Annotated in this window: 13 protein-coding genes and 1 tRNA gene; 8 read left to right on the forward strand and 6 right to left on the reverse strand. The window is 69.1% G+C overall.

The window, feature by feature from the left end:
- The first annotated feature begins 70 nt into the window (after nucleotides 1-70).
- Entirely contained in the window at nucleotides 71-838 is a 768-nt protein-coding gene (locus CFB34_RS23030; RefSeq protein ID WP_089439006.1) for a Mut7-C RNAse domain-containing protein, read from the forward strand.
- Nucleotides 839-918: 80 nt separating this feature from the next.
- On the opposite strand, the gene CFB34_RS23035 is transcribed toward CFB34_RS23030, so the two are convergent.
- The gene (locus CFB34_RS23035; protein WP_039366831.1) at nucleotides 919-1,149 is read right to left on the reverse strand and encodes a hypothetical protein; all 231 of its coding nucleotides are present in this window, start codon (nucleotides 1,147-1,149) and stop codon (nucleotides 919-921) included.
- A gap of 344 nt (nucleotides 1,150-1,493) precedes the next feature.
- On the opposite strand from CFB34_RS23035, the gene CFB34_RS23040 reads away from it, so the two are divergent.
- The 4 genes from CFB34_RS23040 to CFB34_RS23055 are packed head-to-tail and all read left to right on the forward strand — an operon-like array spanning nucleotide 1,494 to nucleotide 5,756.
- Nucleotides 1,494-2,699: an efflux RND transporter periplasmic adaptor subunit gene (locus CFB34_RS23040; RefSeq protein WP_089439005.1), complete on the forward strand. Its 1,206-nt coding sequence runs from the start codon at nucleotides 1,494-1,496 to the stop codon at nucleotides 2,697-2,699.
- A 7-nt stretch (nucleotides 2,700-2,706) separates the two neighbouring features.
- Nucleotides 2,707-3,405, forward strand: a complete 699-nt coding sequence (locus CFB34_RS23045; protein ID WP_089439004.1) for an ABC transporter ATP-binding protein — start codon at nucleotides 2,707-2,709, stop codon at nucleotides 3,403-3,405.
- Between the two features lie 21 nt (nucleotides 3,406-3,426).
- Nucleotides 3,427-4,581, forward strand: a complete 1,155-nt coding sequence (locus CFB34_RS23050; RefSeq protein WP_089439003.1) for an ABC transporter permease — start codon at nucleotides 3,427-3,429, stop codon at nucleotides 4,579-4,581.
- A gap of 8 nt (nucleotides 4,582-4,589) precedes the next feature.
- Entirely contained in the window at nucleotides 4,590-5,756 is a 1,167-nt protein-coding gene (locus CFB34_RS23055; protein WP_089439002.1) for an ABC transporter permease, read from the forward strand.
- A gap of 19 nt (nucleotides 5,757-5,775) precedes the next feature.
- Here CFB34_RS23055 and CFB34_RS23060 read toward each other — a convergent pair whose 3' ends face one another.
- A complete protein-coding gene (locus tag CFB34_RS23060) occupies nucleotides 5,776-7,107 on the reverse strand; it encodes a carotenoid oxygenase family protein (protein ID WP_089439001.1) in 1,332 nt (443 codons plus the stop codon).
- A 17-nt stretch (nucleotides 7,108-7,124) separates the two neighbouring features.
- Entirely contained in the window at nucleotides 7,125-7,748 is a 624-nt protein-coding gene (locus CFB34_RS23065) for a DUF2239 family protein (RefSeq protein ID WP_089439000.1), read from the reverse strand.
- 313 nt (nucleotides 7,749-8,061) lie between these two features.
- Here CFB34_RS23065 and CFB34_RS23070 point away from each other — a divergent pair, with 313 nt between their 5' ends.
- From CFB34_RS23070 to CFB34_RS23080, 3 genes are all read left to right on the forward strand, one after another.
- Complete coding sequence (locus CFB34_RS23070; RefSeq protein WP_089439035.1) at nucleotides 8,062-9,402, forward strand: MFS transporter; 1,341 nt, start codon at nucleotides 8,062-8,064, stop codon at nucleotides 9,400-9,402.
- A 62-nt stretch (nucleotides 9,403-9,464) separates the two neighbouring features.
- Nucleotides 9,465-10,862, forward strand: a complete 1,398-nt coding sequence (locus CFB34_RS23075) for an enolase C-terminal domain-like protein (protein WP_089438999.1) — start codon at nucleotides 9,465-9,467, stop codon at nucleotides 10,860-10,862.
- Between the two features lie 126 nt (nucleotides 10,863-10,988).
- Entirely contained in the window at nucleotides 10,989-11,300 is a 312-nt protein-coding gene (locus CFB34_RS23080; RefSeq protein WP_089438998.1) for a hypothetical protein, read from the forward strand.
- A 120-nt stretch (nucleotides 11,301-11,420) separates the two neighbouring features.
- Here CFB34_RS23080 and CFB34_RS23085 read toward each other — a convergent pair.
- The 3 genes from CFB34_RS23085 to CFB34_RS23095 form a co-directional block, all read right to left on the reverse strand.
- A tRNA-Ala gene (locus CFB34_RS23085) sits at nucleotides 11,421-11,496 on the reverse strand.
- Nucleotides 11,497-11,562: 66 nt separating this feature from the next.
- A complete protein-coding gene (locus CFB34_RS23090; protein ID WP_089438997.1) occupies nucleotides 11,563-11,925 on the reverse strand; it encodes a c-type cytochrome in 363 nt (120 codons plus the stop codon).
- Nucleotides 11,922-12,722 carry a BON domain-containing protein gene (locus CFB34_RS23095; protein ID WP_089438996.1) on the reverse strand — a complete coding sequence of 267 codons (801 nt, stop codon included), beginning with the start codon at nucleotides 12,720-12,722 and terminating at the stop codon, nucleotides 11,922-11,924. Before CFB34_RS23095 ends, CFB34_RS23090 begins: the two co-directional genes overlap by 4 nt.
- Nucleotides 12,723-12,732: the final 10 nt, after the last annotated feature.

The following is a 12,732-nucleotide window of genomic DNA, read 5'->3' on the forward strand; positions in this document are numbered from 1 at the left end:
GGGAGTTAAACACAGATGCGTGGCGTCTGCAGGGCACGCGGCCGCCCAGGCGCGGTGCCATACTGCCCGCATGGCGACCGCGACCTTCCGCTTCCACGACGAACTGAACGCCTTTCTGCCGCGCGCCCAGCGCGACCGCGCGTTCGGGCATGCGTGTGCGCGCGACGCGACGGTGAAGCACGCGATCGAGGCACTTGGCGTCCCGCATACCGAAATCGGCCGGCTGTGCGTGAACGGTGCGCCGGCCGCGCTCGACCGGCCGCTCGACGACGGCGACCGGGTCGAAGCCTTTCCGGAGCGCGCACGGCCGGCTGCCGTGAACGGGGCCGCCGCGCCGCCACCAGCGCAATGGCGCTTCGTCGCCGACGCGCATCTCGGCGGCCTCGCGCAACTGCTGCGCCTCGCGGGCTTCGACACCTGCTATGACAACCACTACCGTGACGACGCGCTGGCGGCGCTCGCCGCGCGAGAGGGCCGGATCGTGCTGACCCGCGACCGCGAGCTGCTCAAGCGGCGCGCGGTCGAGCGTGGCTGCTACCTGCACGCGCTGCAGCCGGCCGACCAGTTGCGCGAACTGTTCGAGCGGCTCGATCTCGCGCCGCACATGCGGCCGTTCCGGCTGTGCCTGCGCTGCAATGCGCCGCTGCATCCGCTCGACGCGGCCGCTGCCGCGCCGCGCGTGCCGGCCGGCGTCCGGCTGCGGCATCGGCGCTTCGCCGCATGCGACGTGTGCCGGCGCGTGTTCTGGGAAGGTTCGCACTGGCGGCGCATGCTTACGGTGGTCGACGCGATGCGCGCGCCGCCGCCGTCGCGGCCGGACGGCGAACACTTGGCCTGAAAAAACAAAACCCCGCATGCATGAACATGCGGGGTCTCGCGACTGGCGGCCGGCGGTGCGGCCGCGGCGTAACGCGCTTCTTAGTTCTGCGCGCCTGCGTCGTTCGTGCCGGCGGCCGATGCGGCTGCGGCCTTCGCCTGGCCCTTCTTCGAGCCGTGGTGCTTCAGCTGGTGCTTCGGCTTGCTGTGATCCTTCTTGGCCGGTGCAGCGGCCGACGTGTCGGCTGCCGGTGCCGACGCATCCTGTGCGAATGCCGAAACCGATGCGAGTGCGAATGCTGCGGCGATGATCGAAGCGAGCGTCTTCTTCATTGTTCTTCCTTTAGCGGAGAAAAAATCAAACGTACCGGTAAGTAGAGATGCGAGGCATTCGCATCGGAGCCCCAGGCCGCGAGGCCGGCTTGCGCCGTGCCGTCGCGACAAAACCTGACGCACTGGTTCCATAACGCACCGTGTTCGCGGCAAGTTGACACGTTGCTTGCGCACCTCGGGTTTCCCCGGAGGAGCACGCTTATCCCGTACCGGCGGCCGCGGCGGCGCTGCAAACCGGCTCGCGCACCGTCGGGGCGACGCTTATACTGGCGTCCATCCGTCCCTTTCCCCGGAAACCGGATCGCGGCCGGTCGCCAGACCGCCGCCGTCTCGAGGCGCTCAAATTGCCCGATCACAATCTGGACAAACTGAAGATCGACCGGCGTCCGCTCGCACCGGCGCCCCGTCGCCGCCGGTGGCTCCGCTATGCGGCGGCCGCCGCGCTCGTCATCGGCGCGATCGCCGCCGGCCTCGCGCTCACCGGCCGGCCAGCCGTCGAAACCACCGCCGTCACGTCCGCCTACCCGTACCAGAACGACACGCAACTCAATGCGACCGGCTACGTCGTGCCGCAGCGCAAGGCCGCGGTCGCGTCGAAAGGCCAGGGGCGCGTCGAATGGCTCGGCGTGCTCGAAGGCACGCGCGTGAAGCAGGACGAGATCATCGCGCGGCTCGAAAGCAACGACGTGCGAGCATCGCTCGCGCAGGCGCGCGCGCAGGCGCAGGTGTCCCGCGCGAACCTCGGCGTCGCGCAGGCAGAACTGAAGGATGCGGAGATCGCGTTGCGCCGCACGTCGGCGCTCGCGCCGCGCGGCGCCGTGCCGGCCGCGCAGCTCGACACCGACACGGCCCGCGTGAACAAGGCGCGCGCGACGCTCAACAGCGACCAGGCCGCGATCGCATCGGCCGAGGCGAACGCACAGGCCGCGCAAGTGGCGGTCGACCAGACGGTGATCCGCGCGCCGTTCGACGGCATCGTGCTCGCGAAGCACGCGAACGTCGGCGACAACATCACGCCGTTCTCGTCCGCGTCGGACAGCAAGGGCGCGGTCGTGACGATCGCCGACATGGACACCCTCGAGGTCGAGGCCGACGTCGCCGAATCGAACATCGCGAAGATCCGCGCCGAGCAGCCGTGCGAGATCCAGCTCGACGCGCTGCCCGACATGCGCTTCGCGGGCCGCGTGTCGCGCATCGTGCCGACCGTCGACCGCTCGAAGGCCACGGTGCTCGTGAAGGTCCGCTTCGTCGACCGCGACGACCGCGTGCTGCCCGACATGAGCGCGAAGATCGCGTTCCTGTCGAAGCCCGTGTCGGCGCAGGACCGGCAGCCCGTGACGGCCGTGCAGGCCAGCGCGGTCGTGGAGCGCGACGGCCGGCCGGTCGTGTTCGTCGTGAAGGACGATGCGGTGCGCGCCGTGCCCGTGACGCGGGGCATGCGGATCGGCGAACTCGTCGCGCTCGCCGGCGTGAAGCCCGGCGACACGGTCGTGCTCGCGCCGGGCGCGAAGCTGAAGGACGGCGCGAAAGTGACCGTCGCGAAGAAGTAGCGCACGCGTGAACGACGCCCCGCTGCCCCTCGTCGAGATCAGCCACGTCGCGAAGTCGTACCGGCGCGGCAACCAGATCGTGCCCGTGCTGACCGACATCACGCTCGATATCCGCGAAGGCGACTTCGTCGCGCTGATGGGGCCGTCCGGCTCCGGCAAGAGCACGCTGCTGAACCTGGTGGCCGGCATCGACCGGCCCGACAGCGGCGAGCTGCGCGTGGGCGGGCTCGACATCTCGCTGCTCGCGGAGGCGCAACTGGCCGAATGGCGCGCGGCGAACGTCGGCTTCATCTTCCAGTTCTACAACCTGATGCCGGTGCTCACTGCGTTCGAGAACGTCGAGCTGCCGCTGATGCTCACCCACCTGTCGCGCCGCGAGCGGCGCGAGCGCGTCGAACTCGTGCTCGACATGGTGAACCTCGGCGACCGGACGAGCCATTACCCGTCCGAGCTGTCGGGCGGCCAGCAGCAGCGCGTCGCGATTGCGCGCGCGCTGATCACCGATCCGGTGCTGATCGTCGCCGACGAGCCGACCGGCGACCTCGACCGCGCATCGGCCACCGACGTGCTCGCGATGCTGCAGCGGATGAACGCCGAGCTCGGCAAGACGATCATCATGGTGACCCACGACGCGCACGCGGCCGGCGCCGCGCGCTCGCTCGTGCATCTGGAAAAAGGGGAGCTGATCGATGGGCACGCCGGCTGACCGGCTGCGGGAGCGCGCGCGATGTATGTGCTGAAGCTGATCGCGCGCAATGCGCTGCGGCACCGGCTGCGCACGCTGCTGACCGTGCTCGGGCTCACCATCGCCGTGCTCGCGTTCGGGCTGCTGCATACCGTGGTCGACGCGTGGTACGCGGGCGCGGCGGCCGCGTCTAGCGGGCGGCTCGTCACGCGCAACGCGATCTCGCTCGTGTTTCCGCTGCCCGTGAGCGATGAGAACCGGATCCGCGGCGTCGAAGGCGTGACGGCCGTGGTCCGCTCGAACTGGTTCGGCGGCATCTACCGCGACCCGAAGAACTTCTTCGCGAGCTTCGCCGTATCGGACAACTACCTCGACCTGTACCCGGAATTCATCATCCCGGCGCAGCAGCGCGCCGACTACGATCGCGACCGCCGCGGCTGCCTCGTCGGCCGCCAGCTCGCGACGCAATTCGGCTTCAAGATCGGCGACGTGATCCCGCTGAAGGGCACGATCTACCCGGGCACATGGGATTTCGTCGTGCGCGGCATCCTGGACGGCCGTGACGACTCGACGATCACGCGGCAACTGGTGTTCCACTGGGAATACCTCAACGAGACGGTGCGCCAGCGCACGCCGAAGCAGGCCGACCAGGTCGGCGTATTCGTGCTCGGCATCGCGAACCCCGACGACGGCGCGTCGATCGCGCGCCACGTCGACGCGGTGTTCAAGAACTCGCTCGCCGAGACGCTGACCGAAACCGAGCAGGCGTTCCAGCTCGGCTTCGTCGCGATGTCGAACCAGATCATCGCGGCGATCCGCCTCGTGTCGTACGTGGTGATCCTGATCATCATGGCCGTGATGGCCAACGCGATGGCGATGAGCGCGCGCGAACGCACGGCCGAATACGCGACGCTGAAGGCGCTCGGCTTCGGCCCCGGCTTCCTCGCGCTGATCGTGTTCGGCGAATCGGTCGTGATCGCGGTGGCCGGCGGCGGGCTCGGGATCCTCGCGACGCCGCCCGCCGCGAGCCTGTTCAAGCAGGCGGCCGGCGGCATCTTCCCGGTGTTCAAGGTGTCGACCGAGACGGTCGTGCTGCAGGCCGCGTGCTCGGTCGCGGTGGGCTTCGCGGCGGCGATCGTGCCGGCGTGGCAGGCGGCGCGCGTGCGCGTGGTCGAAGGCCTCAGGGCAATCGGTTAGGTTGGCACATGGCGATCCCGCTCAACTACATCGCGCGCAACCTGTGGACCCGGCGGCTCACCACCGCGCTGACCGCCGGCGGGATGGCGCTCGTGATCTTCGTGTTCGCGACCGTGCAGATGCTCGATGCGGGGCTCACGAAGACGCTCGTGTCGACCGGCGAACCCGACAACGCGGTGGTGATCCGCAAGGGCGCCGAAACAGAGATCCAGAGCTCGATCGACCACCAGCAGGCCAATGCGCTCGAGATGCATCCGGCCGTCGCGCTCGGCCCCGACGGCCGGCCGCTCGTGTCGAAGGAAGCGGTCGTGCTGATCTCGCTGGTGAAGACCTCGACCGGCAAGCCGTCGAACGTCGTGATCCGCGGCGTGTCGCCGACGGGCCTCGCGCTGCGCCCGCACGTGAAGCTCACCGCCGGTCGCATGTTCGCGCCCGGCTCGTCGGACATCATCGTCGGCAGCGCGATCGCGAGAGGCTTCAGCGGCACGCAGCTCGGCGACAGCCTGCATTTCGCGCAGCGCGACTGGACCATCGTCGGCATCTTCGACGCGGGCGGCAGCGGCTTCGATTCGGAGATCTGGGGCGACGTCGACCAGCTGATGCAGTCGTTCCGGCGCACCAGCTATTCGTCGATGGTGCTGCGCATCCCGAGCGCCGACGGCTTCGCGCGCTTCAAGGCCGACATCGACGTCGACCCGCGCCTCACCGACGAGGCCAAACGCGAACAGACCTTCTACGGCGACCAGTCGAAGGCGCTGTCGACGTTCATCAATATCCTCGGCATCACGCTGTCGACGATCTTCTCGATCGCCGCGATGATCGGCGCGATGATCACGATGTATGCGTCGGTCGCGAACCGCGTCGCCGAGATCGGCACGCTGCGCGCGCTCGGCTTCAAGCGCATGAACGTGCTCGCCGCGTTCCTGCTGGAAGCGCTGCTGCTCGGCTTCGTCGGCGGCGTCGCGGGGCTCGCGTGCGCGTCGCTGATGCAGTTCGCGTCGTTCTCGACGACCAACTTCCAGACCTTCGCCGACCTGTCGTTCCGCTTCGTGCTGACGCCCGCGATCGTCGTGAAGACGTTGCTGTTCTCGCTGGTGATGGGGCTCGTCGGCGGGTTCCTGCCGGCGATGCGCGCCGCGCGGCTGAAAATCGTCGACGCGCTGCGCGCGCAGTGACGCGCGCCGCCGCTCGCGTTCAACGTTCGCGCGGCACCCACGCGCCATGGAACCCGGCCGGCACGCGGCGCGGCAGGTGCACGGTGGCAACCGGCCCCGCGTCGATCGCGCGCGCATCGAGGATCACGACGTCGCTCGTATCTGTCGCCGCGCGGTAGATCATCACCAGCAGCCAGCCGTCGTCCTCGTCCGCGCCGCCCGGGCGCGGCACGAACACCGGCTCGCTGTTCTGGTCGCCCGGCGGCAACGCGTAGCGCGTCGTCGTGCCGCTCGCGTGGTCGAAGCGCATCACGCCGCGCATTTCCACAGGGTTCGGCTGCTCGACCGCATACAGGTAGCGGTAGCGGCGCCCCGTCCGGCTTTCGTTGATGCGCGGCATCTCGATGCCGCCGTCGGCGAGCGGCCCTTCGTCGATCAGCCCGTTCGCCGTATCGATCACGTAGCGCCACAACTCGCCGACCGGGTTGTCGGCGAAGCGGCCCGTGCCCGCGTCGAGCCGCAGGTACGACGGATAGCGCACCGCATCGAGCACGATGCACGACGCGTCGCAGTCGTATGCGTTCACGACGTGCAGAATGAAGCACGGCTCGACGTCGAACCACCGCACCGCGCCGCCGTGGCGCGGGATCACGCCGATGCGCGCGGGCCGGTCGTCGTGCCAGCGCAGCGGCATCCGGTGGCCCTGCTTCAGCAGCGAGAAGTCGTAGCCGACGTTCAGGTCGAGCAGCAGGCTGCGGGTTTCGGTGATCGCGAGGTCGTGCATCATCGACGGCGCGTTCAGCGCGATCTCGAGATCGACGCGCTGCACGCCCTGCGCATCGGCCACGCCATAGCGCAGCCATGGCGCGCGCCAGTCCGCGCGGAACGCGATCAGCTCGCCGGTCACCGGATCGACCTTCGGATGCGCGGTCATCCCGCCGCCGAGGCCTGCGTGCCGCGCCGGCGCGCCGAGCGAATCGAGCGCGGCCGTGATCGCGAACGGTGCGCCGCCCTCCGACAGCGCGAGCAACTCGCCGGCATGCTGCAGCACGTTCACGTTCGGATTGGTGTCGGGCAGTTGCGATGCTTCCTCAGGCGCATGCACGGCGGCCCAGCGCTGCGTGCGCGCCCAGCGGTTCCGGTAGCCGGTCGCGCGGCCGCCTTCGAACGCGATCGCGTGCAGCATCGCGGCTTCCGGCCACCACGCCAGCACGCCGTTCCCGTCGAAGCGGCCGCCCGGCGGATTCGGGCCGTTGCGCAGCAACGTGCCGGCGAGTTCGTGCGGGATCGCACCCGTCACGCGCAGGTCGACGAGATCGACCTCGTCGGCAACCGGCGCGAGCGCGCCGCGGTTCAGATCGAATGCGGTCATGACGTCCGTTGCTCCGGTCAGCAGTCTTCGGTGGCCGGCGGCAGCTCGCCGCCCGCCAGCGCGAGCGCGTGGTCGCGCACGTCGTCCGGCCAGCCGGCGATCAGCTCGGCGACGCGTGTCAGGTCGTTCGCATACAGCGCGCGCGCGGCCTCCTCGAAGCCGGGCAGGTCGCCGGCCATCGCCGACATGAAGTGGTACGCGCGCGCCTGCGCGTCGCGTCGCCGGTCGGCTTCCGCGTGCGTGCGCCGTGCGTCCTCGACGAGCTTGCGCAACGCGACCGACGCGCCGCCGGGCTGCGTGGCCAGCCATTCCCAGTGACGCGGCAGCAGCGTGACCTCGCGCGACACGACGCCGAGCTTCGGCCGGCCGCGGCCGCGCTGTTCGCTCGCGCCGGCCCGCTCGCCTGAGTCGGCCGATACATCGCCCGACGGCGGCGCATAGCGCGCGCGGATCTCGTCCGCCGTGCCGCGCAGATCGAGGTCGATCGAACGGCCGGTCGCGTCGTCAAAGATCAGGATCGTGGCGGACATCGCATCGCCGGCAGCGTGGCGAACCGCGAGCGCGACGGTCGCGAGCGGGCCCGACGCGAGCCGCCGGTGGCCGTCGAACGCCGTGTAGGAAGGAAGCAGTGTGGTGGTCATCGTGGTCGCCCGCAGGCTGGAATCGGAATGACGCTATTTTTATCCGGGTATAAATCGGATGTCAATATCATCCGGGTAAAAATATTCCGGCAGCCATGGCCCGGCCCTGGGCCAGCCGGCCGATCGATTCAATTGCTGAATCGATCAAGTCAGCAATTGGCATGAAGGCGCAAATTTCGACATGACAGAATGGCCCGGACGCCCTGCCCACGGGCAGCGGCGTCCGGCCTCCGGCCGGCCGCACCCACACGAATGGCGCGCACCGATGCGCCTGCCGCACGACGGCACCTTCCGCCCTTCGGAGGAGACAGTCATGAATCCGCTTCAAGCGCTGCCGGCGTCCGCGTCGGCAACGGCCCGGCGCACGCGCGTGCGCTGGCTGGTGCTGGCCGTCCTGTTCGCGGTCACGACGATCAACTACGCGGATCGCGCGGCGATCGCGATCGCGGGCCCGAGCCTCGCCCGCGCGCTGCACCTGAGCCACGTGCAGATGGGCTTCATCTTTTCCGCGTTCGGCTGGTCGTACGTGATCGCGCAATTGCCGGGCGGCTGGCTGCTCGACCGCTACGGGTCGCGCATCGTCTACGCATTCAGCATCTTCTTCTGGTCGCTGTTCACGCTGCTGCAGGGCGGAATCGGCTTCTTCGGCGGCGCGGCCGCGTTCGCGCTGCTGTTCGGGCTGCGCTTTCTCGTCGGCGCGGCCGAGGCCCCGTCGTTCCCCGCCAACAGCCGGATCGTGTCCGCGTGGTTCCCTGCGCCCGAGCGCGGCACCGCGTCGGCGATCTTCAACGCCGCGCAGTACGCGGCGACCGTCGTGTTCGCGCCGCTGATGGGCTGGCTCGTGCACGCGTTCGGCTGGCAGTCGGTGTTCGCAGTGATGGGCGTGCTCGGCTTCGCGTTCGTCCTGGTGTGGAACCGCACGATGTTCGACCCGAAGGAACACCCGACCATCAACCGTGCGGAACTCGACTACCTCGCCGAAGGCGGCGCGCTCGTCAACATCGACCAGGCGAGCGGCGGCCGCGACGGCGGCCCGTCGATGCGCCACGTGAAGGCGCTGCTGAAGAGCCGGATGCTGATCGGCGTGTACGTCGCGCAGTACTGCATCAACGCGCTCACGTATTTCTTCATCACGTGGTTTCCCGTCTATCTCGTGCAGGCGCGCGGGATGTCGATCCTCAACGCGGGGCTCGTCGCGTCGATCCCGGCCGTGTGCGGGTTCCTCGGCGGGATTCTCGGCGGCGTCGTGTCCGACGGGCTGCTCAAGCAGGGCCGCTCGCTGTCGGTCGCGCGCAAGGTGCCGATCGTGGTCGGCATGCTGCTGTCGATGTCGATGATCGTCTGCAACTACACCGATTCGCACGTGCTCGTCGTGCTGTTCATGGCGCTGTCGTTCTTCGGCAAGGGGCTCGGCGCGCTCGGCTGGGCCGTCAACGCCGACACCGCGCCGCGCCAGATCGCGGGCTTGAGCGGCGCGCTGCTCAACACGTGCGGCAACCTCTCCAGCATCACGACGCCGATCGCGATCGGCTACATCGTCGACCGCAGCGGCTCGTTCAACGGCGCGCTCGTCTACGTGGTCGCGCACGCGCTCGTCGCCGTGATCTGCTACCTGTTCGTCGTCGGCAAGATCCGCCGCGTCGAGCTTCAATGAACGGCACGAGCCGCGCCGGCGCAGCCGGCGGCCCGTGCCCCATCGGAACCAGGAGCGAACCGATGTCCGAATCCCGCCGTGCCGGCACCCCGCACGTCACGCGTATGCAGGTAATTCCCGTCGCCGGCCGCGACAGCATGCTGCTCAACCTGTGCGGCGCGCACGCACCGTACTTCACGCGCAACCTCGTGATCCTCGACGACAGCAGCGGACACACGGGCGTCGGCGAAGTGCCGGGCGGCGAAGGCATCCGCCACGCGCTCGAGCGCATGACGGATCTCGTGGTCGGCCAGTCGATCGGACGCTACCAGGCGACGCTCAACGCGGTGCGCGCGGCGCTGTCCGGCGCGGGCGCGGGTGCGGGCCGCACGATCCGGCACGAGGTGACGTCGGCCGGCGAAGCCGCGGTGCTGCGCCAGCCGCACGAGATCAACCTGCGGCTCGACAACGTGATCACCGCGATCGAGGCCGCGCTGCTCGACCTGCTCGGCCAGCATCTCGACGTGCCGGTCGCGGCGCTGCTCGGCGAAGGCCAGCAGCGCGACGCGGTGCCGATGCTCGCTTATCTGTTCTACCTCGGCGACCGGCGCCGCACCGATCTGCCGTACCGCGACGAGACGCACGCGTCGGACGCCTGGTTCCGGCTGCGCAACGAGGAAGCGCTCACGCCGGCCGCGATCGCGCGGCAGGCCGAGGCCGCGGTCGAGCGCTACGGCTTCGCCGATTTCAAGCTGAAGGGCGGCGTGATGGCCGGCGCCGACGAGATGGAAGCGATCGCCGCGATCAAGGCGCGCTTCACCGATGCCCGCGCGACGCTCGACCCGAACGGCGCGTGGTCGCTCGACGAGGCCGTCGCGCTGTGCCGCGGGCAAGGCCACCTGCTCGCGTATGCGGAGGATCCGTGCGGGCCGGAAGGCGGCTATTCGGGCCGCGAAGTGATGGCCGAATTCCGCCGCGCGACGGGCATTCCGACCGCGACCAACATGATCGCGACCGACTGGCGGCAGATGGATCATGCGGTGCGGCTGCAGGCAGTCGACATCCCGCTCGCCGACCCGCATTTCTGGACGATGCAGGGCTCGGTGCGGCTTGCGCAGCTGTGCCGCGACTGGGGGCTCACGTGGGGCTCGCATTCGAACAACCACTTCGACGTGTCGCTCGCGATGTTCACGCATGCGGCGGCCGCCGCGCCCGGCACGATCACCGCGATCGACACGCACTGGATCTGGCAGGAAGGCGACGCGCGGCTCACGCGCGAGCCGTTGAAGATCGTCGGCGGCCAGGTGGCCGTGCCGGAGCGGCCGGGGCTCGGGATCGAGCTCGACATGGCGCAGGTCGAGGCCGCGCATGCGCTTTATCGGCAGGTTGGCGGCACGGCGCGCGACGACGCGATCGCGATGCGCTATCTCGTGCCGGGGTGGACGTACGATCCGAAGCGGCCGAGTGTCGGGCGGGGGTGAGGGGACTAGCGAGCGACGGCGGGTGGTTGCCAAACGCGGCAAACGCCCGCATCCTGCCGGCTGCCTGAATCCGCCTGGACGGCGAACGGTTCGGCTGCCCGTCCACCCGAATAAGAACCGCCCGTCATGACGTCTTCCGATCCGACACCGCGACAGCTCATCGTCTACATCCTGTATTCGGTGCTGGGCCTGCCCGCGAGCATGACCGCCGCTGGCTATGTCGCGCCGCTGATCACGCGGAACGTGTCGAACTTCGAAGGCGGCGCCGGCTACGCAACGTTGTGGTGGCTGATCCTGCTGACCTGCGCGTTCTACGCGCTGTCGTTCGTCATTTTTGCGCTGCTGCGGAAGAGAACGGTGATTCTCGCAATCGTCACGATGGCGCTCGCCGCGTTGGTGGTGCCGACGTTCAGGCTCGCGCACGAACTGCTGACCTGACTGACCGGCCACCGGTCGACCCGCCCCGCCACGTCGAGTGCGGCGCCTGGGTCCGGCGTGCCATCGCGGACCCGCAAAAACAAAAAGGCCCGATCTTGCGATCGGGCCTTCGAATTCCGTTGGTGGAGCGGAGGAGGATCGAACTCCCGACCTTCGCATTGCGAACGCGACGCTCTCCCAGCTGAGCTACCGCCCCAACAGTCAACCATCATACACACGCATTTCCGCGCTTGGCAATAGGGGTTGAATCGCCCCCGAAACCTTATTTTGACGGCGCGCCAGCCAGCACCCATTCGACCACCGAACGCACGTCGGCGTCGCTCATGCGCGGGTGCGCGGGCATCGGAATGGCGCCCCAGACGCCCGAGCCGCCCTCCTTCACCTTCTTCGACAGCTTGGCCACGGCCTGCGGATCGGCCTTGTAGCGGGCGGCGATATCCTTGAACGACGGGCCGACGAGCTTGCGGTCGACCGCGTGGCAGCCCATGCATGCGTTGCCGCGCGCGACCTTCAGGCCGTCGCCGACATCCGCGTGCGCGACGCCCAGGGCGCCAACCACGAGCGCCGCGGCCGCGGCGCCCTGCACCATCCACTGTTTCATCTGCTTCATCTGCCTGTTCTTCATTGCGACGGGGCCTTCGGGTTGCCCGGATGCACGTTCGACGAATTCGAGATCGGTGCGGGCGGCTGCAGCGGCGTGGACTGCACCGACGCGTCGGGCACGGCGCCCACCGTCGCGGTATCCGCCGGCGCGGCGGCAGCCTGCGCGCCGGATGCGCCGCTCGCGGGCGCTGCGTTCTGCAGCGCCTGCGCGTCCTGCGGCTTCACGTACTGGAACACCTTCACGACCTTCTCGACGCCCGGCACCTGGCTGGCGGCTTCCGCGCCGCGATTGCCCTCGTCGACCGTCACGAGCCCCATCAGGTAAAGGTTGCCGCGTTCGCTGACGACCTTGTAGTAGTTCGACGAGATGCCCTTCGTCGCGATCAGCTCGGACTTCACGCGCCCTTCGAGGTACGAGTCGTTCGCGCGCGACGACAGCGACGACGCCGGCTCGACCGACAGCTCGTTGACGATGCCGTTCACGTTGTTGATGCCGCGCACGATTTCCTCGGCGCGCTGCTTCGATGCATCGTTCGGCACTTCGCCCGTCAGCAGCACGCGGCGGTTGAACACCGTCACGTTCACGTGCGACTGATCGGGCAGCCCGTTGTTGATCTGCGTGAGCGACTTGACCTGGATCTCGCGATCTTCCGTCTGCGCGCCGAGCGTACGGCGATCGGTCGCGATCAGCGCGCCGCCGCCGGCCGCTGCGCCCACGACCCCGAGCACACAACCTTGCAGCGACACGGCGAGGCCCGCCGTCAGCGCAGCGAGCAGCGTGGTTCTGACGAGCGTCTGTTTGACGCGGCTTTGATTCATCGACGGCTCT

It is taken from the genome of Burkholderia sp. HI4860 (assembly GCF_002223045.2).
Lineage (GTDB): Bacteria > Pseudomonadota > Gammaproteobacteria > Burkholderiales > Burkholderiaceae > Burkholderia.

What these genes read in the sequence shown, in the direction of transcription:
- CFB34_RS23030 (WP_089439006.1), top strand. Translation starts at nt 71, where the DNA reads ATGGCGACCGCGACCTTCCGCTTCCACGACGAACTGAACGCCTTTCTG.
- CFB34_RS23035 (WP_039366831.1), bottom strand. Translation starts at nt 1,149, where the DNA reads ATGAAGAAGACGCTCGCTTCGATCATCGCCGCAGCATTCGCACTCGCA.
- CFB34_RS23050 (WP_089439003.1), top strand. Translation starts at nt 3,427, where the DNA reads ATGTATGTGCTGAAGCTGATCGCGCGCAATGCGCTGCGGCACCGGCTG.
- CFB34_RS23055 (WP_089439002.1), top strand. Translation starts at nt 4,590, where the DNA reads ATGGCGATCCCGCTCAACTACATCGCGCGCAACCTGTGGACCCGGCGG.
- CFB34_RS23060 (WP_089439001.1), bottom strand. Translation starts at nt 7,107, where the DNA reads ATGACCGCATTCGATCTGAACCGCGGCGCGCTCGCGCCGGTTGCCGAC.
- CFB34_RS23065 (WP_089439000.1), bottom strand. Translation starts at nt 7,748, where the DNA reads ATGACCACCACACTGCTTCCTTCCTACACGGCGTTCGACGGCCACCGG.
- CFB34_RS23070 (WP_089439035.1), top strand. Translation starts at nt 8,062, where the DNA reads ATGAATCCGCTTCAAGCGCTGCCGGCGTCCGCGTCGGCAACGGCCCGG.
- CFB34_RS23075 (WP_089438999.1), top strand. Translation starts at nt 9,465, where the DNA reads ATGTCCGAATCCCGCCGTGCCGGCACCCCGCACGTCACGCGTATGCAG.
- CFB34_RS23080 (WP_089438998.1), top strand. Translation starts at nt 10,989, where the DNA reads ATGACGTCTTCCGATCCGACACCGCGACAGCTCATCGTCTACATCCTG.
- CFB34_RS23090 (WP_089438997.1), bottom strand. Translation starts at nt 11,925, where the DNA reads ATGAAGAACAGGCAGATGAAGCAGATGAAACAGTGGATGGTGCAGGGC.
- CFB34_RS23095 (WP_089438996.1), bottom strand. Translation starts at nt 12,722, where the DNA reads ATGAATCAAAGCCGCGTCAAACAGACGCTCGTCAGAACCACGCTGCTC.